General features: G+C 70.5%; 23 protein-coding genes and 1 tRNA gene. 6 read left to right on the top strand and 18 right to left on the bottom strand.

Annotated features, from left to right (window positions below; all coding sequences use genetic code 11):
- Nucleotides 1-6: 6 nt before the first annotated feature.
- The 5 genes from yjfF to ACGFIB_RS09605 form a co-directional block, all read right to left on the bottom strand.
- On the bottom strand, nt 7-1,005 hold the full coding sequence (gene yjfF, locus ACGFIB_RS09625; RefSeq protein ID WP_229689890.1) for a galactofuranose ABC transporter, permease protein YjfF: 999 nt from the start codon (nt 1,003-1,005) through the stop codon (nt 7-9).
- Nucleotides 1,002-2,048, bottom strand: a complete 1,047-nt coding sequence (locus ACGFIB_RS09620; RefSeq protein WP_142573198.1) for an ABC transporter permease — start codon at nt 2,046-2,048, stop codon at nt 1,002-1,004. Before ACGFIB_RS09620 ends, yjfF begins: the two co-directional genes overlap by 4 nt.
- Nucleotides 2,045-3,556 carry a sugar ABC transporter ATP-binding protein gene (locus ACGFIB_RS09615; protein ID WP_393370124.1) on the bottom strand — a complete coding sequence of 504 codons (1,512 nt, stop codon included), beginning with the start codon at nt 3,554-3,556 and terminating at the stop codon, nt 2,045-2,047. The genes ACGFIB_RS09620 and ACGFIB_RS09615 overlap by 4 nt, the downstream gene beginning before the upstream one ends.
- Before the next feature lie 199 nt (nt 3,557-3,755).
- Complete coding sequence (locus ACGFIB_RS09610) at nt 3,756-4,754, bottom strand: ABC transporter substrate-binding protein (protein ID WP_357245693.1); 999 nt, start codon at nt 4,752-4,754, stop codon at nt 3,756-3,758.
- A 72-nt stretch (nt 4,755-4,826) separates the two neighbouring features.
- Nucleotides 4,827-5,813 (bottom strand): LacI family DNA-binding transcriptional regulator, encoded by a 987-nt coding sequence (locus ACGFIB_RS09605; RefSeq protein WP_357246029.1) that lies wholly within the window; start codon nt 5,811-5,813, stop codon nt 4,827-4,829.
- 398 nt (nt 5,814-6,211) lie between these two features.
- Between ACGFIB_RS09605 and ACGFIB_RS09600 the strand changes: the two genes are divergently transcribed.
- Nucleotides 6,212-6,592: an alpha-L-arabinofuranosidase C-terminal domain-containing protein gene (locus ACGFIB_RS09600; protein ID WP_357257407.1), complete on the top strand. Its 381-nt coding sequence runs from the start codon at nt 6,212-6,214 to the stop codon at nt 6,590-6,592.
- Complete coding sequence (locus ACGFIB_RS09595) at nt 6,478-7,332, top strand: Ig-like domain repeat protein (protein ID WP_393371436.1); 855 nt, start codon at nt 6,478-6,480, stop codon at nt 7,330-7,332. Before ACGFIB_RS09600 ends, ACGFIB_RS09595 begins: the two co-directional genes overlap by 115 nt.
- A gap of 117 nt (nt 7,333-7,449) precedes the next feature.
- Here ACGFIB_RS09595 and ACGFIB_RS09590 read toward each other — a convergent pair whose 3' ends face one another.
- From ACGFIB_RS09590 to ACGFIB_RS09555, 8 genes are all read right to left on the bottom strand, one after another.
- Entirely contained in the window at nt 7,450-8,430 is a 981-nt protein-coding gene (locus ACGFIB_RS09590; RefSeq protein WP_357257409.1) for a LacI family DNA-binding transcriptional regulator, read from the bottom strand.
- Between the two features lie 233 nt (nt 8,431-8,663).
- Complete coding sequence (locus ACGFIB_RS09585; RefSeq protein WP_357257411.1) at nt 8,664-9,524, bottom strand: DMT family transporter; 861 nt, start codon at nt 9,522-9,524, stop codon at nt 8,664-8,666.
- A gap of 220 nt (nt 9,525-9,744) precedes the next feature.
- Nucleotides 9,745-10,536 (bottom strand): dienelactone hydrolase family protein, encoded by a 792-nt coding sequence (locus tag ACGFIB_RS09580; protein ID WP_393370118.1) that lies wholly within the window; start codon nt 10,534-10,536, stop codon nt 9,745-9,747.
- A gap of 162 nt (nt 10,537-10,698) precedes the next feature.
- Nucleotides 10,699-11,361, bottom strand: a complete 663-nt coding sequence (locus ACGFIB_RS09575) for an SRPBCC family protein (protein WP_357245681.1) — start codon at nt 11,359-11,361, stop codon at nt 10,699-10,701.
- Nucleotides 11,362-11,433: 72 nt separating this feature from the next.
- Nucleotides 11,434-12,795 carry a CynX/NimT family MFS transporter gene (locus ACGFIB_RS09570; RefSeq protein WP_393370114.1) on the bottom strand — a complete coding sequence of 454 codons (1,362 nt, stop codon included), beginning with the start codon at nt 12,793-12,795 and terminating at the stop codon, nt 11,434-11,436.
- Nucleotides 12,796-12,995: 200 nt separating this feature from the next.
- On the bottom strand, nt 12,996-13,382 hold the full coding sequence (locus ACGFIB_RS09565) for a hypothetical protein (RefSeq protein WP_142573211.1): 387 nt from the start codon (nt 13,380-13,382) through the stop codon (nt 12,996-12,998).
- Nucleotides 13,379-13,732 (bottom strand): hypothetical protein, encoded by a 354-nt coding sequence (locus ACGFIB_RS09560; protein WP_142573213.1) that lies wholly within the window; start codon nt 13,730-13,732, stop codon nt 13,379-13,381. The genes ACGFIB_RS09565 and ACGFIB_RS09560 overlap by 4 nt, the downstream gene beginning before the upstream one ends.
- Nucleotides 13,733-13,849: 117 nt before the next feature.
- Complete coding sequence (locus ACGFIB_RS09555; RefSeq protein ID WP_393370110.1) at nt 13,850-14,944, bottom strand: carboxylate-amine ligase; 1,095 nt, start codon at nt 14,942-14,944, stop codon at nt 13,850-13,852.
- A 205-nt stretch (nt 14,945-15,149) separates the two neighbouring features.
- Between ACGFIB_RS09555 and ACGFIB_RS09550 the strand changes: the two genes are divergently transcribed.
- The 3 genes from ACGFIB_RS09550 (at nt 15,150) to ACGFIB_RS09540 (ending at nt 18,601) form a co-directional block, all read left to right on the top strand.
- The gene (locus ACGFIB_RS09550; RefSeq protein WP_357245674.1) at nt 15,150-16,535 is read left to right on the top strand and encodes a Dyp-type peroxidase; all 1,386 of its coding nucleotides are present in this window, start codon (nt 15,150-15,152) and stop codon (nt 16,533-16,535) included.
- Between the two features lie 150 nt (nt 16,536-16,685).
- On the top strand, nt 16,686-17,291 hold the full coding sequence (locus ACGFIB_RS09545) for an ABC transporter ATP-binding protein (RefSeq protein WP_393370106.1): 606 nt from the start codon (nt 16,686-16,688) through the stop codon (nt 17,289-17,291).
- Nucleotides 17,288-18,601, top strand: a complete 1,314-nt coding sequence (locus ACGFIB_RS09540) for an FtsX-like permease family protein (RefSeq protein WP_393370103.1) — start codon at nt 17,288-17,290, stop codon at nt 18,599-18,601. The genes ACGFIB_RS09545 and ACGFIB_RS09540 overlap by 4 nt, the downstream gene beginning before the upstream one ends.
- A 31-nt stretch (nt 18,602-18,632) precedes the next feature.
- On the opposite strand, the gene ACGFIB_RS09535 is transcribed toward ACGFIB_RS09540, so the two are convergent.
- From ACGFIB_RS09535 to ACGFIB_RS09520, 4 genes are all read right to left on the bottom strand, one after another.
- Nucleotides 18,633-18,705: transfer RNA gene (locus tag ACGFIB_RS09535), tRNA-Ala, on the bottom strand.
- 93 nt (nt 18,706-18,798) lie between these two features.
- On the bottom strand, nt 18,799-19,434 hold the full coding sequence (locus tag ACGFIB_RS09530) for a histidine phosphatase family protein (RefSeq protein ID WP_142573229.1): 636 nt from the start codon (nt 19,432-19,434) through the stop codon (nt 18,799-18,801).
- A gap of 25 nt (nt 19,435-19,459) precedes the next feature.
- Nucleotides 19,460-19,864 carry a ribosome silencing factor gene (rsfS, locus tag ACGFIB_RS09525; protein WP_142573231.1) on the bottom strand — a complete coding sequence of 135 codons (405 nt, stop codon included), beginning with the start codon at nt 19,862-19,864 and terminating at the stop codon, nt 19,460-19,462.
- 130 nt (nt 19,865-19,994) lie between these two features.
- Nucleotides 19,995-20,351 carry a hypothetical protein gene (locus tag ACGFIB_RS09520; RefSeq protein WP_393370100.1) on the bottom strand — a complete coding sequence of 119 codons (357 nt, stop codon included), beginning with the start codon at nt 20,349-20,351 and terminating at the stop codon, nt 19,995-19,997.
- A gap of 18 nt (nt 20,352-20,369) precedes the next feature.
- Between ACGFIB_RS09520 and ACGFIB_RS09515 the strand changes: the two genes are divergently transcribed.
- Nucleotides 20,370-21,587: an MFS transporter gene (locus ACGFIB_RS09515; RefSeq protein ID WP_393370097.1), complete on the top strand. Its 1,218-nt coding sequence runs from the start codon at nt 20,370-20,372 to the stop codon at nt 21,585-21,587.
- Here ACGFIB_RS09515 and nadD read toward each other — a convergent pair.
- Nucleotides 21,550-22,161: a nicotinate-nucleotide adenylyltransferase gene (gene nadD / locus ACGFIB_RS09510; protein ID WP_357167914.1), complete on the bottom strand. Its 612-nt coding sequence runs from the start codon at nt 22,159-22,161 to the stop codon at nt 21,550-21,552. The two genes, ACGFIB_RS09515 and nadD, sit on opposite strands and share 38 nt — an antisense overlap.
- Nucleotides 22,162-22,211 lie beyond the last annotated feature (50 nt).

Raw genomic sequence — 22,211 nt, 5'->3', positions numbered from 1 at the left:
CGCACGTCAGGGGGTTCGGCGGCGCGATCCGCCTGAGAATACGCGCTGAAGGAGAATAAAGACGAACAGCAGCATGCCGATGAAGATCCTGGTCCACCAGGAGCTGAGCGTGCCCTCGAAACTGATGATCGTCTGGATCAGCCCCAGCACGAGCACGCCGAGCACGGTGCCGATCAGGAAGCCGCTCCCGCCGGTCAGCAGCGTGCCGCCGATGACGACCGCGGCGATCGCGTCCAACTCCATGCCCACGGCGCTCAGCCCGTAGCCGGACAGGGAATAGAAGGCGAACAGCAGACCGCCGAGAGCGGAGCAGAACCCGCTGATCGTGTAAACCGCGATCTTCGTACGGGCCACCGGCAGACCCATGAGCAGGGCCGACTGCTCGCTGCCGCCGGTCGCGTAGACGTTGCGGCCGAGCCGCGTGTAGTGCAGCACGTACGCCGCGATCACCACGACGACCACCGCGATCACCGCGCTCGGGGAGACCGACAGGTCGCCGCCGAGATTGACCCGCGTCTGGGCGATGTCGGTGAACGTCGGGTTGTCGATCGGGATCGACTCGGTGCTGATCGTGTAGCACAGGCCGCGGGCGAGGAACATGCCGGCCAGCGTGACGATGAACGGCTGGATCTCGAAGTAGTGGATGATGGCGCCCATCGCCAGGCCCAGCACCCCGCCGATCACCAGCACCAGGACCATGACGGCGTACGCCGGCCAGCCGTCCTTCAGCAGGCTGGCGCTCAGCATCGTGGCGAGCGCGACCACGGAACCGACCGACAGGTCGATGCCGCCGGTGAGGATCACGAACGTCATGCCGACCGCGACGACCAGCAGGAACGCGTTGTCGATGAAGACGTTGAGGATGATCTGCCCGGTGGCGAAGTTCTCGTAGCGGATGCCGCCCGTCACGAACATGGCCACGAACAGGCCCGCGGTCACCAGGACCGGGATGTACTTCTGCGGAATCGTACGGCGACGGTCCAGCAGACCGGTGATGCTCGTCACGCCGAGACCCTCACCTTCTCTTCGGGCGCCGCGGACGCCGCGACAGGGCGCCTGCGGCGGTGGAACACCTTCGAGCGGAAGGCCGGGGACTGGATCAGGCAGACGATCGTCACCACGAGCGCCTTGAACAGCAGCGTCGTCTCCGGCGGAACACCGATCGAGTAGATGGTCGTGGTCAGCGTCTGGATGATGAGAGCGCCCAGCACGGTGCCGCTCAGCGAGAACCGCCCGCCGGACAGTGGGGTGCCGCCGATGACCACGGCGAGGATCGCGTCCAGCTCGATCCACAGACCGGCGTTGTTGCCGTCGGCGCTGGAGACGTTCGAACTGATCATCAGGCCCGCGATGCCCGCGCACAGCCCGCAGAACGCGTACACCATGATGAGCACGCCGCGGGCGCTGATGCCGGCCAGGCGGCTCGCCTCGGCGTTGCCGCCGACCGACTCGATGAGCAGGCCGAGCGCCAGGCGCCGGGTGAGGAACGCGGTGAGCGCGAGCACGACCGCCACGATGATGATCCCGAACGGCAGCGTGAGCCAGTAGCCGCCGCCGATCAGCTTGTACGACGAGCTCTGGACCGTGGTGATCTGGCCGTCGGTGATGAGCTGGGCCAGGCCCCGCCCGGCGACCATCAGGATCAGCGTCGCGATGATCGGCTGGATCCCGATGCCCGCGACGAGGAAGCCGTTCCACAGGCCGAGGACCACCGACAGCACCAGCGCGATGCCCACGGCCGACAGCACGCCGGTCACCGAGTTCTGGTCGCTCAGGTCGCTGATCTGCATGCAGGCCAGCGCTCCCGCGATCGCCACGACCGACCCGACCGACAGGTCGATGCCGCTCGTGGCGATGACCAGCGTCATGCCGGTCGCGACCAGGATCAGCGGCGCGCCGAAGCGGAAGATGTCGATGAGGCTGCCGTAGAGATGGCCCTCCTTCATCTGAATTCTGAAGAAGCCGTCGGTGAAGACGAGGTTGAGCAGCAGCAGCGCGACCAGGACGACCACGGGCCAGAACAGGCGATGCTTCAGGATCCGGTTCATGATCGGGCTCCGCTCGCGATCGTCTCCGTCAGTGCGTCGGTGGTCAGGCCCTCGTCGTTGTCCAGCTCGGCGACCAGCCTGCGGTCGCGCAGCACGCCGACCTTGTGGCTGAGCCGCAGCACCTCCTCCAGCTCGGCGGAGATGAACAGCACGGCCATCCCGCCGTCCGACAGCTCGGCGACCAGGCGCTGGATCTCGGCCTTGGCGCCGACGTCGATGCCCCGGGTGGGCTCGTCGAGGATGAGCAGGCGCGGCTCCAGGATGAGCCAGCGGGCCAGCAGCACCTTCTGCTGGTTGCCGCCGCTGAGGTTCCTGACGAGCTGCTCGGGGTTGGCCGGGCGGATGTTCAGCGCGGTGATGTACTTGTCGACCAGCTCGTCCTGCTTGCGCCGCGGGATCGGCCGGGTCCAGCCGCGCACGGCCTGCAGGGCGAGGATGATGTTCTCGCGGACGGTGAGGTCGGGGATGAGCCCCTCGGCCCGCCGGTTCTCCGAGCAGAAGGCGAGATTCCGGGAGACCGCGGATCGGGGCGTGCGCAGGTTGACCTGCTCGCCGCCGATCTTCAAGGAGCCCGTGCCCGCGTGGTCGGCCCCGAACAGCAGCCGGGCGATCTCCGTACGGCCCGAGCCGAGCAGCCCGGCCAGGCCGACGACCTCACCCTCGTGGATGGTGAGCGTGAACGGCTCGATGGCCCCGGAGCGCCCCAGTTGCTCGGCCTCGACCAGCGGCGCGGCCTCGAGAGCGGACGGGCGGGCCTCCAGCTTCTCCAGGTCGGCCAGCTCGCGGCCGATCATCTTGCCGACCAGCTCGACCTGGCTCAGCTCACTGGTGCGGTATTCCCCCACGAGTGTGCCGTTGCGCAGGATCGTCATCCGGTCGGAGATCTCGTAGATCTGGTCGAGGAAGTGCGAGACGAACAGGATCGCGATGCCCTGTTCCTTCAGTCTGCGCATCACCCGGAACAGCTGGGCGACCTCGTCCGCGTCGAGGCTGGAGGTGGGCTCGTCGAGGATCAGCACCTTCGCGTCGATGTCCACGGCCCGCGCGATCGCCACCATCTGCTGGATCGCCAGCGAGTACGACGCCAGCGGGGCGGACACGTCGAGGTCGAGGTCGAGCCGGGAGAGGATCTCCACGGCCCGGCGGCGCATCGTCTTCCACTGGATCCGGCCGAAGCGGCGCGGCTCACGTCCGATGAAGATGTTCTCCGCCACCGACAGGTTGGCGCAGAGGTTGACCTCCTGGTAGACGGTGCTGATGCCCGCCTGCTGCGCGGCGAGCGGGCTGGAGAAGGCGACCCGCCTGCCCTCCAGCTCGATCTCTCCGGCGTCGATGTCGTAGACCCCGGTCAGCACCTTGATCAAGGTTGACTTGCCGGCGCCGTTCTCTCCCATGAGCGCGTGGACCTCTCCCGGCAGCAGCCGGAAGTCCACGCCGTCCAGCGCCTTCACGCCGGGGAACTGCTTGCCGATCCCGCTCATCCGCAGGATCGGCGCGGGTGCGGCCATGCGGTGCCCCTCTCCCGTGTTTCCGTGTCTCCCGCTCACCGTCGGGAGCGCGCCGCCCGCCCGGTCGTGCCGGAGGCACGCGATGCCACGCATTCGCGGCTCCCGCGCGCTCCTCGGCCCAGACCGGCGGCGCGCCCCTACGGATCGCTCGATCCCTCAGGGCCGGGCCGCCCCCCGGTGGGGGCGGCCCGGTTTCCGGTCAGTACTTGCGGCTGGGCAGGACTTCCTTGGCCTGCTCCTGGGTGAAGGTGGTCTCCTCGGTGACGACCCGCTGAGGCACCTGCTCGCCGTTGACGACCTTCTTGGCGAGGTCCATGAGCTGCTTGCCCATCAGCGGGTTGCACTCGACGATGAAGTTGATCTTGCCGTCGGCGAGCGCCTGCATGCCGTCGTGGGTCGCGTCGGCAGTGATGATCTTGATGTCCTTGCCCGGGACCTTGCCCGCGCCCTCGATCGCCTCGATGGCGCCGAGACCCATGTCGTCGTTGTGCGCCCAGAGCACGTCGATGTCAGGGTTGGACTTGAGGAAGGCCTCCATGACCTCCTTGCCCTTGGCCCGGGTGAAGTCGCCGCTCTGCGAGGCGATGATGTGGAACTTCGGGTCGGCCTTGACGATCTCTTCGAAGCCCGACTTGCGGTCGTTGGCCGGCGCCGACCCGGTGGTGCCCTCCAGCTGGACGATGTTCACGTCGTCCTTGCTGTCCTTGTACTGGTCGACCAGCCACTGACCGGCCTTCTTGCCCTCCTCGATGAAGTCGGAGCCGAGGAAGGTCTTGTACAGGCTGGTGTCCTGGGAGTCCACGGCCCGGTCGGTGAGGATGACCGGGATCTTCGCGTTCTGCACCTCCTTGAGGACGGTGTCCCAGCCCGACTCCACGACCGGCGAGAAGGCGATGACGTCGACCTTCTGCTGGATGTAGGAGCGGATCGCCTTGATCTGGTTCTCCTGCTTCTGCTGCGCGTCGGAGAACTTCAGGTCGATACCCGCCTCCTTGGCGGTCTCCTGGATGTCCTTGGTGTTGGCGGTACGCCAGCCACTCTCCGCGCCGACCTGGGCGAAGCCCATCACGATCTTGCCGTCGCTCGCGCCACCGCCGGACGAACCGACGCTGCTGTCGCCGCTGTCGCTGCTACCGCAACCGGTCATCGTCAGGGCCGTGGCACCGGCCAGGATCAGTGCCGAGATCCTCTTCAACACTGTGGGATCCTTTCTAAAGTGAGCGCTAACACCTACGGTGCAGCGCTGATCATCCAATGTGTCTCCGTGCGGCTAGCGCGCGGCTGTGCTTCCCCTGAGTACGAACTGGGGAGGCACGACGAGGCGCTCATGAGTGAGCCCCTCGCCCGACTCGATCTGCCGGAGCAGTACGTCGATGCTGCGCCTGCCTACGGCCCCGAAGTCCTGTCTTATGGTCGTGAGCGGCGGGGAGAAGAACTCCGATTCAGGGATGTCATCGAAGCCCACGATGCTGATCTGCTCGGGGACCTTCACCCCCTCCTCCGTGAACGCGCGCAGGAGGCCTAGCGCCATCTGGTCGTTGGCGACGAACACCGCGGTGACGTCGTCGGCCATGGCGGCGAGCTCCTTGCCGGCCCGGTAGCCCGATCGGGGGCTCCAGTCACCGGTCAGCATGCCGGGGATGGGCCGCCCCGCGGCGGTCAGTGCCGCGCGCCAGCCCTCGATCCGGCCCTCGGCCTCCAGCCAGTCCGCCGGGCCGCTGATGTGCCAGACGGTCTCGTGCCCCAGCTCCAGCAGGTGCGAGGCCGCCAGCCTGGCGCCCTCGACCTGGTCGACGCTGACCGCGGAGACCTCGCCCTGGTGCCAGCCCTCGACGGCCACGGCGGGCATGCCCGCCGGCAGGTCGTCGAGTGCCCGGGCCGCCGACCGCTGCGGGGCGACGACGACTATGCCGTCCACGCCCTGCTCGGCGAGGTAGCCGATCGCGTCGTTCACCCCGGCCCTGTCGATCGTCCGCAGACTCACGATGCTCACGAAATAGCCCGCGTCCCTCGCGGCCTGCTCGATTCCGTATACCGTGCTTGCCGGGCCGTACAGCGTCGTGTCGAAGCTGACCACGCCCAGCGTGCGCGAGTGCTTGGTGACCAGTGCCCGGGCGACGAGGTTGCGGCGGTAACCGAGCTGGTCGATGGCCCGCATGACCCGGGTACGGGTCTCGGCGCGGACGTTCGGATGGTCGTTGAGCACCCGCGAGACCGTCTGGTGCGACACTCCGGCCAGCCTGGCCACGTCGGCCATGACGGGCGGGCGGCGGTCGACGTTGGGTCCCACTGGCGCTCCTCTCAACTGCTTGAGGAAGACTGTGAGCGTTAACACGACCCCCCGTCAAGGAGATGGCCCATCACGGTCCGGTCACACCGAAACATCGCGTTCACGTCCTATTGACGGACATGCCACATGACCTTTAACTGGGGTCCGAATCCCATTTGTTAGCGCTCACTTCGCGACTATCTCGTTATCAAAAACCGGAGGAGCCCCCCGAATGAGCAGAAGGGCCTTGTCGGCGGCCATGTCGGCGGCCATGGTGAGCGGTGTCGTGAGCGGGGCGCTCTCCACCACGCCCGCTCAGGCCGAAACCGCCGCCCCGATCCCGCTCGAACGCCGGCCAGTCGTCCCAGGGCAGCTGGTTCGACCGCATGCGGCAGTTCGCGCGTGACCAGAAGGCCGACCTGGTCGACGAGCACTACTACAACGACCCGAGCTGGTTCCTGGCCAACAACCACCGCTACGACACCTACGACCGCAGTGGCCCGCACGTGTTCGTCGGCGAGTACGCCTCGAACGGCAACACGTACTGGAACGCGCTGACCGAGGCGTCGTACCTGACCGGCATCGAGCGCAACTCCGACGTCGTCGAGCTGGCGTCGTACGCGCCGCTGCTGTCCAACGTCGACTACGTCAACTGGACGCCGGACCTCATCTGGTTCGACAACGACCAGGTGTACGGCTCGCCCAGCTACTACGTGCAGCGCATGTTCTCCCGCAACGTGGGCGACACCGTGCTGCCGAGCACCTAACGGCCGTCGAGAAGGCGACGAACGGCGCCAAGTCGTCGATCGCGACGTCGGGCACCACGGTACAGACCGGCCGCGACTACAAGATCAAGACTCGGGTCGCCGGGCGGCGCGTCACCACGTGGCTGGACGGCCAGAAGATCAACGACTTCATCGACAACGCCGCCGTCGAGCCGCTCTACCAGGTGGTCTCGAAGGACGGCGACACCGGCGACGTGGTGATCAAGGCCGTCAACGTCCAGGACACCGCCGTGCGCAGCACGGTCGACCTCGGCACCGCCCCGATCGCGCCGAAGGCCGTCGTCACCTCGCTCACGGGTGACCCCGCCGCCGTGAACTCGCTCACCGAACCCACGAGGATCGCCCCGGTCGAGCGGGAGGTGAGCGGATTCTCCTCCGCCTTCACCTACGACTTCCCGGCCCACTCGGTGACGTTCATCCGCCTCGGCAGGGACACCCGGGCCGGCAGCACCGTCACCGCCCACGCCTCACCCACGCAGGTGAAGCAGGGCAAGAAGGTCCAGGTCCACTACAGCGTGGACCCGAAGGGCGCGACCGGTGAGGTGACCGTGTCCGAGGGCGCGACGATCCTCGGCGAGGGGACGCTCAACCCGGGCGGCCAGGGCAAGACCGAGCTCGGCCTCCACCTGCCGGCCGGCACGCACCAGCTCGCCGTCTCCTACTCCGGCGACGCCCGCTTCCGGCCGTCGGCCACCACGGTGACGCTGGAGGTGAAGCCGTAACACGCGGCCGTCCGGGGTGCGCCATCGCCCCGGGCGGCTCCTCCCCCGCGGCGGCAGGCGTGGACACGCCCGCACCGCTCCGCCCGTGCCCGATCACCGAGGCGGGCGCACGCCTTTTCAGCGGCTGACGCCGGTGCTCTCCCTCACCACGAGTTCGGGCTCCACCATGCGCCTGGCCTCGCCTTCCCCCCCGGCGATGCGGTCGAGCAGGAGCTGGAACGCCTGCCTGCCGACCTCGCCGAAGTTCTGCCGTACGGTGGTCAGAGGCGGCCAGAAGTAGGCCGCCTCGGGAACGTCGTCGAACCCGACGACGCTCACGTCCTCGGGGACCCGCCGGCCCATCTCCCGCAGGGCTCGCAGCACACCCATCGCCATGTGGTCGTTGGCCACGAAGATCGCCGTCACGTCGGGCTCGTGGGCGAGGCGCTTGCCGATCTCATAGCCGGAGTAGGCGGTCCAGTCGCCGACCAGCAGCTCGGGAATCTCCCTGCCCTCCGCCTCCAGCACCGACCGCCAGCCGGCCACCCGGCCGCTCGCGTCGATCCAGTTGGGCGGGCCCGACAGGTGCCGGACGGTCCGGTGACCGAGACTGAGCAGGTGGCGGGTGGCGCGGGCGGCACCGGCGTACTGGTCCACCGCCGCCACCGGCACCGGCAGGTCCGTTCCCCCGCCGACGTCGACCACCGGAAGGCCCGGGGGAAGGTTCCTGAGCCCCTCGGCGGCCGACTCGTGCGGTGCGACGACGATGACGCCGTCCACCGACTGGGACCGCAGGCGGTCGATTCCCCTGGTGATCCAGGTGCGGTTGAGCGCGGGCAGGCTGGCGATGCTGACCAGGTAGTCGCTGTCTCTCGCCGCCTGCTCGATGCCGAACAACGTGGAGGCCGGGCCGTACAGGGTGGTGTCGAAGCAGACGACCCCCAGCACCCCCGAGCGGCCGGTCACCAGGACCCGCGCCGCCGAATTGGGCCGATAGTCGAGCTCGCGGACCGCCGCGAGAACGCGCGCCCGAGTCTCCGGGCGCACCTTCTCCGGGGCGTTCAGCACTCTCGACACCGTCATCGCCGAGACGCCTGCCAGCTCCGCGACGTCCTCCATGACCGCCGCCTTCGGGCGTTCGGTCGGGCTCTCTCCAGGCCGGACCTTCGTCATCCGCCGCGCCCCGCTCATTCCGGATCAGGTTTCCTGACTGTTTGCGATAACAGCGAGCCGTGTCAATACTGTGATGATCACTGTTCCGTCACGAGCCCGATGGGGAACGTTCCGCCTGGTGACCGCGTGCGCGCACTCCCCAGCTCATGGTATCGCTAACAGGCTCTCCGGCCCCTGCGTTAGCTCCGGGCGTCGCGAAGTTCCCTTCCGGCGAGCCAGGCGAGGGCGCACCCGAGCACGGCCGCCCCGCCCACCTGCACGGCGGACAGGCGCTCCCCCAGCAGCACGACGCCGATGACGGCGGCGACCAGCGGTTCGAGCAGGGACAGGACCGCCGCCGTGGTGCCGCCGACGACGCGCAGCCCGGCGAAGAACAGCCCGTACGCGAGCGCCGTCGGCACGGCCGCCAGGTAGCCGAGCAGCAGCACGCTGACCACGGCGTGCCCGGCGGGCAGCAGTCCTCCGGCGGCGGCGAGCGGGAGCAGGCAGGCCGCGCCCCCGGCGAACCCCCACACGGCCACGCCGTCGGCGGGCATCCGGCGGGTCATCAGGGTGACGAGGGAGTAGGCCGCCGCCGACAGCAGCGAGTAGCCGGCGCCCGCCGGGGTGACGGCCTGCGCGCCTCCGGTGAGCATGGCCAGGCCGGCGACGGCGAGCGCGGCGCATCCGAGGCCGGTACGGCCCAGCGGCTCGCCCAGGAAGACCCGGCCGGCGGCCGCCACCAGGACCGGGGTGGCGCCCATCGTGATCATCGTGGCGACCGCGACCCCGGCCTCGGCGATGGCCGCGAAGTAGGCCGCCTGGCACACCGCCATCGCCGGGCCGACGAGCAGCACCGCCCGCCAGGAGGGGCGGCTGCGGGCGACCGCGAGCAGGAGCACCGCGCCGCAGACGAAGCGCCAGAACGACACGGCGACGGGACTCAGCTGTCCCGCGCCGTGCAGCAGCGCTCCCGCCGGTCCCCCGGTCCCCCAGGCGACCGCGGCGGTGGACACGTAGACAAGGCCCTGCCGTACGGACAGGGCTGGAGCATGGTTCATCGATGTCTCTCCAGTGAGGTGGGCCCGATTCCCGCAGGCGGGCAGGGGCCACCGGCCGGGCCGCCCGGGCCCGGCTCACCGGATGACGCCGCCCGCTAGCGAGCGGGCGGCGGAGAGACGATCAATGTCACGCGGGCACCGTAACGTGTCCGCACGTTCGGCCGCATCACCATTTGGGCACTTTCGGGGGTGCCGGTGCGCGCGGCGGGAGCCCGAAGGCTTAGTCTTGCATCGTGGCAGCCCGAGGCGAGGTCAGGTCGCCTCGGGCTGTCCGCTTCAGGAAGCCGAGGATGCGTGACCAGGCGTCGGCGCAGGCCTCGGCCAGCTCCGGGCGGCCCAGCTCGAAGAAGCTGTGCGGGGCTTCCGCGTAGGTGACGAACTCGTGCGCCACCCCCGCGCCTTCCAGCGCCTCGCCGAACGCGCTCACCACCTCGGGGGAGATGCCCTCGTCCGCGCCTCCGAACAATCCCAGGATCGGTCCGCGCAACTCGCCCGCCATCTGGGTGGGGCCGGGGTTGCCGAACAGCACGTCCGGATATCCGTACAGGCCAATTGTGCCGGCGACCCCGAATGCGGGCCGGGCCGTCATGAACGCGAGCCTGCCGCCGAAGCAGAAGCCGAGGGAGACGATTTCCCCGTCGCTTCCGGCGCGCAGGCGTGCGACTCCGGCGGCGATGTCGGCGAACAGCCCGTCCTTGTGCGCCTTGCCCAGGTGCTCCATGAAGGGGAAGTCGGCGGTCCGCGGGCCGGTCCCGGCCGTCCGCCCGAAATAGTCGATGACGAGCGCGGTGTGCCCCTGTTCGGCGAGCCGTTCGGTGAGGCGCTCGTAGAATCCCGACAAGCCCCGGTTGTCCGGCAGGACGAGCACCGCAGGACCGGACGCGCGGCCGGGGCGGGACAGATGAGCCGCGAAGTTCGCGCCGTCGGCCGAGGTCAGCACGAGACGTTCGGACGTGACGGTCGTGATCGGAGAACCGTGGACGGGCGGTACGGCATCGGGCTCGTAACACACGGGCGACATCCCTTTCGATTGCTGCGATGAGATACGCCCGCGAGGTTATAACAATGTTTTTCCATCATATCAGGGCTAAATAAATTACCGATCACTCGCATATAACATATAGGCCCGCCTCTAGATTCGGCGAGAGACGGGCCTATTACGCGTGCTGTCTGATCAGATCACCGGACCGGGCGTGTCGCGCGGCGGGATCGGGCCGGCGCCGGGGGCGGGACCCGTGCCGGGAGCCGGCGGGATCGGGCCGGTGCCGGGCGGCGGCAGCGGCGTCTCGCGCGGATACTCGGGGTTCACGGTCCGGGGCGGCATCGGCTCGCCGATGTCGTAGCCCGTGCCGGAGCCGCCGGTGCCCAGGCCGCCCTGCTGGTGCGGGCCGGGGACCTCACCGCGCCAGCCGCCGGTCTCGCCGCCGCGTGACTCGATGAACGTCTTGAAACGCTCCAGGTCGCCCTTGACGCGCATGCGGACGATCTGCAGAGCGTCCGCCGCCTTCTCCAGGAAGCCCTCGGGGTCGTACTCCATCTGCAGCGTGACCCGGGTCGTGCCGTCGTCGATCCGGTGGAAGGTGACGACGCCGGCCTGCCGCGGCGCGTCCACCGAGCGCCAGGCCACCCTCTCGTCGGGGTGCTGCTCGGTGATCTCCGCCTCGAACTCACGGCGGACGCCCGCGATCTCGACGACCCAGTCGGTGCGCGTGTCGCCGATCTGCTTGACCGACTCCACGCCCTCCATGAACTCCGGGAAGCTCTCGAACTGCGTCCACTGGTTGTACGCGGTGCGGATCGGGACATTCACATCGACTGACTGCTCGATCGAGCTCATGCCTTCTCCTTCTCTCGTGGGTTTCTGCACTACCGCCTGCCCCGAGACAAGGACGTAAACCCGTGCACGGCCTCAGCGGGAGGCCGGCCTGCGGCGCTCGCCTCCCCTGCGCGCACCGTGCCGCCCGGCCGGGCGGGCCAGCCGCGGCCGCGCCGCCCCGGACTCGTCACGAGACCGCGCGTGCCGCGCCTTTTCGCCCGACCGGCGCACCCGGCCCGCGATGAGGTCGCGCACGCCCCGCGAGACGTGGTCGTCCGGCCGCCCAGTGGGCGTCGACGGCATCTCGTCTTCCAGGGTGCGGCCGGCCGCCGCGTACCAGCCGGTGACCACCTGCACGGCGAGCGCGGCGAACAGCAGCCCGAACGGCAGCACCCACCCGCCGCTCACCTGGTGGAGCAGGCCGAACGTGATCGGCCCGGCGCCCGCGATGAGGTATCCGGCGCTCTGTCCGAAGGCCGACAACGCGGCGGTGCCCGCCGCCGTGCGGGTCCGCATGGCCAGCATCGCCAGCGCGAGCGGGAACGTGCCCCCGCCGACGGCCACGAGGATCGACCACGCCCACAGCGCCTGCCCGGTGAGCAGGCCCGCGAAGCCGGCCGCGTACAGGACGGCGAACGCGATCACCAGTGGGCGCTGGCTGGACAGCCGGGCGGCCAGGGCGGGCACCGCCATGGAGACGGGGATCCCGAGCCCGGTGAACACGGCGAGGACCAGGCCGGCCTGGCCTGCGGTGTAGCCGTTGTCCCGCAGCAGCAGCGGCAGCCAGCCGAACATCACGTACGCGATGAGCGACTGCGAGCCGAAGTATCCGGCCACGGCCCAGGCGAGCCTGCTGCGGAGGAGGCCCTCGGCTCCGGCCCTCGCGGATGTGTCGCGCCGCTCCGGCTCACCGCGCCTGAGCGCGAGCCACGGAATCGCGGCGACGGCGGCCAGAACCGCCCACACCCCGAGTGCCACGTGCCAGTTGCCTCCCGCGGCCTGCTGCACGGGAACGGTCGCGGCGGCGGCGACCATCGTCCCGGCCGCGAGGGCCGTCGAGTAGACGGTGGTCATCGCACCCGCACGCCGCGGGAAGTGCCTCTTGATCAGCGCGGGGATGACGACGTTGCCCACCGCGCCACCAGCCAGCGCCACCGTGCTGGCCGCCATGAACGGCACGGCCGAGTCGACGAGGGAGCGCACGGCCTGTCCCGCCGCGAGCAGGACGATCGCGGCCAGCAGCAGCCGCTGCTCCCCCATCCTGCGGGACATGACCGGCGTGAGGGCGCCGAACACCGCGAAGCTCATCACCGGCAGCGTGGTGAGGAGCCCCGTCATCGCTCCCGACAGGCCCAGGCCCGCGCTCACCTGATCGAGGACGGTCCCCACGCTGGTCACCGCGGTGCGCAGGTTCAGAGCGGCGAGGGCGATACCCCCGGCGATCAGCCACGCCATCGATCCGCGCCGTGCTCCCCATGGTGCTCCCCATGGTGCTCCCCATGGTGCTCGCAGCACGCCCCTCCGCGTCACGACGGCACTCATCGCCGCAACATCTCCCCTCATCCGGTCATCCTACGATTGGCACCATACCAAAGCCCTCATCGCTCTCATTTGTTCCAGCTGCGGAGAAGTCGGTTACGAACGCCGAAAGTCGGTTACGAACGCCGGACGCCGCGGAGCAGCCACAGGAGGCCGATCACGGGAAGCGCGAGCGGCACGAAGCCATACCCGCTGCCGTACCCCGACCACACGGTGGCCTCCGGAAACGCGGCGGAGTCCGCCAGGCTCAGGGTGCCCACGACCAGCACCCCGGCCAGCTCGACCAGGCAGGCGGCGACCGCGACCCGCCGGGCGTTCCGGGCCAGCGCCACCGTGAGCACGATGTAGACCACTCCGGCGAACGCCGACAGCGCGTACGCCAGCGGCGCCTCGGCGAACCTCGTGGCGATCTGCACGGCGGCGCGGGAGGTCGCGGCCAGCGCGAAGATCCCGTAGACGGCCACGAGCACGCGTCCCGGCCCCGTGCCGGAGGGGGCGCTCATGCGCCCGCGTTCCAGAGCTGCAGCAGCCGCCCGGTCATGACGGCCACGGTGAAGGCGGCGACGGCGATGACCCCCGGGCCCCAGCGCGTACGCTCCGCCCGGCCCCACCACATGGCCGCGGGAGGGATCACCACGGTGCCCGCCAGGTAGCCGATGAAGGTCGCCTTCTCCGCCACGTGGCCGAGCCCGGCGAGCGCGAAGCCCGCCTGCGCGAGCACGGCGAGCTCCAGCAGGCCCAGCCCGGCCAGCAGCACCGGCCCCATCGGCCGGTCCCGTACGGCGGTGACGACGCCGACAAGCGCCAGCAGCAGGCCGGCGCCGATCAGCCAGCCCGAGTAGGCGCCGTTCATGCCGTGCTCAGGGCGGAGATCGCAGACATGGCCAGTAGGGTATCGGCCCGCACACCCGCCCTGCCGCACGCCCTCCCAGCGCTGCCGGACGCCCTCCCCGCCCTGCCGCACGGCCTCCTAGCGCTGCCGGGTCTCCGCGAGCAGCAGGTCGACCGCGTCCTGCGGCTTCCCGTTGACCGCGTACGCCCCCCGCTGGCGCGAGGCGGAGCTGCCCCGGCGCAGCGCCGCGTCGGCGAGCTCCGAAACGATCTCCCAGTCGCCCAGCTCCTCCAGGGTCGGCCGCAGTTCCTCCAGCATCCCGGTGATGAGCCGCGGCGCCGGCTCGGGCCTGCTCGTCACCGGCGACAGCAGGTCGCCCTCCAGCCCGTCGCGGGCCGCCCGCCAGTTGGCCGCCCGCAGCAGCGCCAGGCGCTGCTCGCCGACCGGCGGTTCGCCCCGCTCCACGGCCTGCGTCTCCCTCGTCATGAGGGCGCGGAAGAGACCGGCGAGCAGCACCACGTCGTCCGCGAGCGGACAGGAGTCGCAGATGCGCATCTCCACCGTCGGCACGTGGGCGCTCAGCCGCAGGTCGAAGTAGACCATGCCCCGGTCTTCGATGACGCCGGAGGCCACCAGGTCCTCGGCCGTCCTGTCATAGTCGGCGGCGTCGGCGAACGGGCCGAGCGGGCCCGCCGTCGGCCAGCGCTGCCAGGTCAGTGCCCGGCTGCTGGCATACCCGCTGTCCTCGTCCATCCAGTAGGGCGAGCTGGCGCTGAGCGCGAGCAGCGGGGGGAGCCATGCCTCCACGCGCTGGGCGGCGAGCACCGCCACGTCCCTGTCGTCGATCTCCACATGCACCTGCGCCCCGCAGATGAGCTGCTCCTGGGCGAGGAACCGGTAGGACTCCGACAGGTACTCGTAGCGCTCCCCCGGCGTGAACGTGTAGCCCTCGATGCCGGTGATCGGGGTCGTGCCGGAGGCGATCACGCCCACCCCCAGCGGCTCACCGGCCGACACGAGCGCCTGGCGCAGCCGCAGGATCTCGGTCCGCACGTCGCCCAGGTCCTCCATCGGGGTGCTGTTGGTCTCCACCACCGAGCGCTGCAGTTCGGCCGAGAACCCCTCGTCCGGCAGCCGCTCCAGCATCGACTCCGCCAGCGGCGTCAGCCGCCGGGTCTCGAGATCAACGACAAGGAACTCCTCTTCGATGCCGACAGGCCGCTTCTTCGTCATGACCGATCACTACCCCGGTGGTGCGGAATAGGCCTGACCTGGCCGATCACGCATGGATCGATACCGGCGCCCGCCTGCGGGCCGAGGACGCCCCGGTGGGCATCCGGCGTCGCCGCCGATTTCCCCTGTACGCGGCACATTTTCCGTGAATGATGGCTCTTATCGGGTGGGGGCCCGACATTTCCACTACGGGGAAGGATTCGACATGCCGGTCGACCTGTCCAACGGCAAACCGCTCGCGTGGGATTCGGCGAAACTCGACGCCGACACCAAGGCCATGCTCGACAACCTGCAGCCGAACATCCTGCAGGCGCACGTCCGGGAAAGCATGTCCCTGCTCCTCGTGCATTTCGGCGACGGCCCGGACGGCAGGCGCTTCCTGCGCTCCCTCGTGCCGCTCATGAAATCGGCCAGGAAGCACCTGGAGGAGGTCCGCGACTTCAACCGCACGAAGAAATCCGGCACGCCGTACGTGGGCGTCGGTATCAGCAAAATCGGCTATCTGAAAGTCGGCCACTCGCCCACCCGATTCACCGACAACGCGTTCAAGTCGGGGATGAAGCGGCGCAAGGACACGTTGAGCGACCCGGCGGTGGGCGCCTGGGAAAAGCACTACCAGGAGGAGATCCACGCGATCGTGCTGATCGGCGATGCCACGCCCGGACCGGTCGCCGCCACCCGCGAGCGCGTCCTCGCGCTGCTGCCGAAGACCGCGAAGATCGTCGGCGAGGAGAAGGGCGAGGGCCTGCGCGACGCCCAGGGCCGGGGCATCGAGCACTTCGGCTACGTGGACGGCCGCAGCCAGCCGTTGTTCCTCGCCGACCAGGTGGCCGCCGAGTCCGGCACCAACTGGAACCCCTTCTTCCCGCTGAGCCACGTGCTCGTCCCCGACCCCCTCGCTCCCCACCCGAGCCGGCACTTCGGCAGCTATCTCGTCCTGCGCAAGCTGGAACAGAACGTCCGCGCGTTCCGCGAGGCCGAGGAGGCCCTCGCCGACGCGCTCGGCCTGAAGGGAGACGACCGGCCGCTCGCGGGCGCGATGCTGGTGGGCCGGTTCCGCAACGGCACCCCGCTGCGGCTGCACGGCAAGCCGAGCTCCGAGGGCCACCCGGTGCAGAACGACTTCAGTTACCGCGACGACCCCGGTGCCAGGTGCCCGGTCGGCGCGCACATCCGCAAGGCCAACCCCCGCGACTCGCGGGACGGCGGCCTGGAGCGCGCGCTCGGCGTCATGATGGCCCGGCGCGGCCAGACGTACGGCGGGCGCACCGACAGGCCGTGGGACGACGCGCCCGCGACGACCCGGCCGACCGGCGGGGTGGGCCTGCTGTTCATGGCGTTCAACTCCAGCCTGCAGAGCCAGTTCGAGTTCACCCAGCAGACCTGGGCCGACAACCCCGATTTCCCGGCCGGGGGCACCGGTCACGACCCCGTGATCGGCCAGGGCAAGCGGGACGTCAAGGTGCGGTACCCGAAGGCGTGGGACAGCACGAAACTCAGCGCTCCCCAGCCTCAGGTCCCCCAGACCGTGACCATGAAGGGCGGCGAGTACTTCTTCATGCCGTCGCTCGCCTATCTCAAGAGCCTCTGACCCCGCCCCGGCGAGGCAGACTTGGGGTCATGAGCGATCACGCTGTCGTCCTCGAGAAGGTGTCGAGGACCTACGGCAGGGGCAGCACGGAATCGGTCGCCCTGCGCCAACCGCGGTGAAAGCGCCGCTCCGGAACGCGACGCTGATCTGATGGGCCCGTCCGGCTCGGGCAAGAGCACTCTGCTGCAGTGCGCCTCCGGTCTGGACCGCCCGCAGTCGGGCGCCGTACGCATCGCCGGACGGGACATCACGAAGATGAGCGAACAGGAGCTGGCGGTGCTCCGGCGCGACCGAGTCGGGGTGATCTTCCAGGCGTTCAACCTCGTGCCGTCGCTGACCGCCTGGCAGAACGTCATCCTGCCCAGCAGGCTCGCCCGGCGCCGGCCCGATCCGGCGCGCGTGCGCGAGCTGCTGCATCGGGTCGGGCTGGCGGGACGTGAGGGACATCGCCCGGCACAGTTGTCGGGGGGTCAGCAACAGCGGGTGGCCGTCGCCCGGGCGTTGCTCGGCAGACCGGAGGTCCTGTTCGCCGACGAGCCGACCGGCGCGCTGGATCGCGGCACCGGGCACGAGGTGCTGAACCTGCTCCGGGAGGCGGTCGACGAGTTCGGCCAGACGGTCGTGATGGTCACACACGACCCGGAGGCGGCCGCCCGGGCCGATTCGGTGCTCTTCCTCACCGACGGACGGATCGTGGACGTGCTCGACCGGCCCTCTGCGGAGCAGATCAGCCTGCGGTTGGGGGGCCGGCGATGACGCTCGTGCTCGCCTGGAACAACGTGCGGACCGACCCGGCCGGATTCGCCGCGTCGTTCACCGCGGTGCTCATGGCGGTGGCGCTGGTGAGCGGCAGCGGCCTGCTGATCGCCGGCGCCGGCGGCCGCGACGACCTGGGCGGCGTCATGGGGCTGCTGGTCCTGTCCACCCTGGTGTCGATCTTCGTGTCGGTGTTCGTGGTCGCGGGCACGTTGAGCCTGCACGTGCTGCGGCAACGCAGAACGTGGGGCCTGCTCCGCTCGGCCGGGATGACGCCCCGGCAGCTGCGCCGGTTGATCATGACGGAGGCGCTGGTGGTGGCCGTGCTGGCGAGCGGGGCCGGGTGCGCGCTGGCCGTGCCGTACGCCGGGTTGATCGGGTGGGCCCTGCATGCGATCGGGCTGGCTCCCGTGAGCGTTCCGGTCACGGTGACGCCGGGGCCGTTCGTCCTGGGGTTGGTGGCCGGGTTGCTGGTGACGCTGGTCGCCGCGCGGGCGGCCGCGCGCAAGGCCGTGCGGGTGGGCCCGTTGGAGGTGCTGCGTGACAGCGCGGTGCAGCAGCGAATCATGCCGTGGCCGAGAGCGGCCCTCGGGGTGACCGCGCTCTCCGGGGGCGGGGCGCTGCTGTGGCTGGTTCCCCGGGTGAAGCCGGTGGCCGCGCTGCCGATTGGGCTGGCGGCGACGATGGCCCTGTGCGTCGGCGCGTCGGCGCTGGGCCCCGTCGCGCTGAAGGCGGCGGGCTGGACCATCGCGGCACCCGTGGCCTGGCTCGACCCGGGCGCCGGGATGCTCGCCAGGTCGGCACTGGTCACGCAGCCGCGCCGGGCGATGTCCGTGGCCTCCCCGGTGATGCTGACCGTGGCGCTCGCCTGCACGTTCCTGTTCGCTATATCGACCTCCGACGCGGCGGCGGGTGTGACGCGTACGGGGCCCGACAGGTGGGTCGCTCCCGTCCTGGTGGGATCGGCGGTCCTGTTCACCGTCGTCGCGGTGCTGAACGCCACGGCCATGTCCATGGCCGAGCGGGCGGAGGAGATCAGGCTGCTGCGGTCGGTGGGAACTCGGCCGGGCCAGCTCACCCGGATGGTCTGCTGGGAGTCGCTGGTGGTGACGGGTGCGGGCGCGCTGCTCGGCACGTCGATCGCCGCCGCCTCGCTGGCAGCGCTGGGCAAGGCCGCGGTGGGCGAGCTGTGGTTCGCGTTCTCCGTGCCGCAGTACCTGGCTCTGGTCCTGGTCTGCGCCGTGAGCGGCCTGGTGGGAGGGCTGGTCTCGACGCGCGGCGCTCGTCGCGGCCCGCTGCTCGCCGATTGAGGCCCGGCGGGACCACAGGTCAGGTGAAGGGTGGAGCTATGGGGATTCGAACCCCAGACCCCTTCCATGCCATGGAAGTGCGCTACCAGCTGCGCTATAGCCCCTTGCCACCGCCCCGGGTGTTCCCGGCGCGGCGCTCGGAGAGCATATAGGTATGCCCGTCCGTTTACCTAATCGTCACCCAGGTCACCCGAGTCTCAAGCGTCCGCGGTGGCGGCCGGGCTGTCGTCGCTGCTGACCGGCTCGGGCAGCGTCCCGGCGTTGTGCTCCAGCAGGCGCCAGCCGCGGCGGCCCTCCTCCAGCACCGACCACGAGCAGTTGCCGAGGCCGCCCAGCGCCGACCAGAGCTCCTGCGGCAGCCCGAGCATCCGGCAGATGCCGAGCCGCAGCGCGGCGCCGTGCGAGGCGACGACCAGCAGGCCGTTCTCGTCGAGGCGGGACGCCCAGCGCCCGATCGCGTCGGCGACCCGATCGGCGACGTGCGCCACGTCCTCGCCGCCCGGGGCCTCCCACGCCTCGTACTCGACCGGCCAGCCCGCCCTGATCTCGTCGCGGGTCAGGCCCTCCCACTCGCCGCCGCCGCGCTCGCGCAGGTCCTTGTCCACCGCCACGTCGAGGCCGGTGAGCCGGCCGAGGGCCGAGGCGGTGTCGTACGCGCGCCGAAGGTCCGAGGCGACGACCATGGTCGGCCGCAGGGCCGCGAGCAGGGACGCCGCCCGGGCCGCCTGCGCGACGCCGGTCTCGTCCAATGCGATGTCGGTGTGCCCCTGGAAGCGCTTCTCGACGTTCCAGAGCGTCTGCCCGTGCCGCAGGCAGACGACGCGACGGCTCATCGGGCCGCCCCGATGACAGGGTTCGTCACTGGGCCGCTCCGTGCCCGCGCTGCGCGGCGACCCGCTTGACGCTCTCCGGCAGCTCGATGGACGGGCAGTCCTTCCACAGGCGCTCCAGCGCGTAGAAGTTGCGGTCCTCCTCGTGCTGCACGTGCACCACGATGTCGAGGTAGTCGAGCAGGACCCAGCGACCCTCCCGCTCGCCCTCACGGCGTACGGGCTTGGCGTCGGCCTCCACACGCATACGCTCCTCGATCTCGTCGACGACCGCACGCACCTGCCGGTCGTTGGACGCGGAGCAGAGAAGGAAGGCGTCGGTGATGACGAGCTGGTCGCTCACGTCGTAGGCGATGATGTCGTCGGCCAGCTTCTCGGCGGCGGCCTCGGCCGCCACCCGCACGAGCTGGATCGATCTCTCGGATGCTGTCACGATTCGGTTCTGTCCTCCGTTGACGGGTTCTTCCAGGGTGCACAGTCCGCGTGCTCCGTACAACCGGCTTTCCCGGGGAGACCCTACCGGCACACCTGTCGATTCCGGTGTTATGCCCGGGATCAGGAGTTCAACGTCCTGCAGGGCCCGTGGATTCCGTCAAGGGAAAGGCGGCGACGGTCGCGCCGACCCGGATCGTCCCCGGCGTACGCGGTGCCGCAGCGCCCTCGTGCAGGTCCACGATCGCGGCGAGGATCCTACCGCGGACGTCGTGCCACAGCTCAGGCTCGACCCACAGCTCGGCGTCGGCCGTGACCCCCTCCTCGCCCGCGCGGCGCCGCCCGGCCCGCTCGCGCAGCGACCGCGCCAGCGCCTCGGCGAGCAGCGGGAAGCCGTCCCGCTGCTCGGTCAGCGGTGTGCCTCCCGCCGCCCGGTAGCGGCGCTCCCGGCCGCCCCGCCGGACCCGTACGTCGGCCAGCTCGGCCATGCGGCAATGATCCCCGGCATGAAAGCCGCCCTCGCCGATCGCAACGCCCGTCGCTACCTGAGCGCCGTCGTGGTCTCCGGGTTCGGCACCATGGCGATGTCCCTGGTCGCGGGCATCTGGGTGAAGTCGCTGACCGCCTCAGACAGCCTCGCCGCCCTCACGTCGTTCTGCTTCTGGGCGCCGACGGCGGCCGGGCCCGCACTCGGCGCGGTGGTCGACGTCCTCGGCGCGCGGCCCGTCCTCGTCTGGACGAACGTCGTGATGGGCGCCGCGCTCTGCCTGCTCTTCCTGGTCCGCTCCTCCGAGCAGGTCTGGCTGCTGTTCGCGGTGCTCCTGCTGTACGGCGTGAGCTTCGTCGTGCTCGACGCGGCGGAGGCGGCCGTCCTGCCCGCGGCCGTGCCGGAGGCGCTTCTGGCCGAGGTCAACGGGATGCGCATGAGCGCGTCGGAGGGCACCCGCCTCGCCGCGCCTCTGCTGGGCGCCGGGCTGTTCGCCGTCGCGGGCGGCGACGCGGTGGTCGCGCTCGACGCGGCCACCTTCGCGGCCGGCGCGTGGCTGCTCGGCACGCTGCGACTTCCGGCCGCCTCCGCACGGCGCGCCCGTGTGACGCGCGGCTGGGCGGCCCGGACGGCCGAGGGGGCGCGCTTCCTGTTCCGCGACCCGCTCCTACGCCGCCTCATACTGTCCGGAGCGGCCCTGATGCTGGTCTCCGGCGTCAACGGCGCGATCGTCTTCGCCCTGGTCGACCACGGTCTGCACCGGGAGCCCGGCTTCACCGGCGTGCTGTCCGCGGTCCAGGGCGGCGGCACGGTCCTCGGCGGCCTCATCGCGGGGCCGTTGCTGCGCCGGGCAGGCGAGGCGCGGCTGTCCGCCGTGGGAGGGCTCATCTTCGCCGCCTCGGTGGCGCTGCGTGCCGTCCCCTGGACGCCCGTCGTGACGGCGGCGAGCCTGCTGTCGGGACTGGGGTTGCCCTGGGTGCTGGTCGCCGCCTTCACCGCCGTACAGCGGATCGCGCCCCGAGACCTGCTGGCCACCGTGTCCGCGACCGCCAACACCGTCTTGTTCGTCCCGACCGCCGTGGGGATGGCGCTCGGCGCCGGGCTCCTCGCCCTGACCTCCTACCGTCCGGTGCTGTACGCGGCGGCGTTCACCGGCGCGCTCGCCGCGGCGTACGGTCTGCGGGAATCGCGACGGGCCGTCAGCTCTCCGGGTCGTGGTAGAGGCCGCGCTTGTTGATGTACTGCACGATGCCGTCGGGGACCAGATACCAGATGGGCTCTCCGGCGGCCACCCGGTCGCGGCACTCGGAGGAGGAGATCGCCAGGGCGGGGATCTCGATCAGGCTGACCTTGCCCGCCGGCAGGCCGGGGTCCTGGAGCGTGTGGCCGGGCCGGGTGCAGCCGACGAAGTGCGCGATGGTGAACAGCTCGTCGACGTCGCGCCAGCTCAGGATCTGCGCGAGCGCGTCGGCGCCGGTGATGAAGTACAGCTCCACGTCCGGCCCGTACGCGGCGCCGATGTCACGAAGCGTGTCGATCGTGTAGGTGGGGCCGGGCCGGTCGATGTCCACCCGGCTGACCGAGAAGCGCGGGTTCGACGCGGTGGCGATCACCGTCATCAGGTAGCGGTCCTCGGACGAGGACACGTTCTGCTCGGCCTTCTGCCATGGCCGGCCGGTCGGGACGAACACCACCTCGTCCAGGTTGAAGTGGTGGGCCACCTCACTGGCCGCCACCAGGTGGCCGTGGTGGATCGGATCAAAGGTTCCGCCCATCACGCCCAGTCGCCGGATCGTCGTCCCATTACGCATGAAACGGACGATAACGCGCCTAGCGGACGTTACCGGAACCCGGGCCTCCC

It is taken from the genome of Microbispora bryophytorum (genome assembly GCF_043197435.1).
In the GTDB taxonomy this organism is placed as follows: Bacteria; Actinomycetota; Actinomycetes; order Streptosporangiales; family Streptosporangiaceae; genus Microbispora; species Microbispora bryophytorum.
This window is presented reverse-complemented; position numbering and strand designations above follow the sequence as displayed.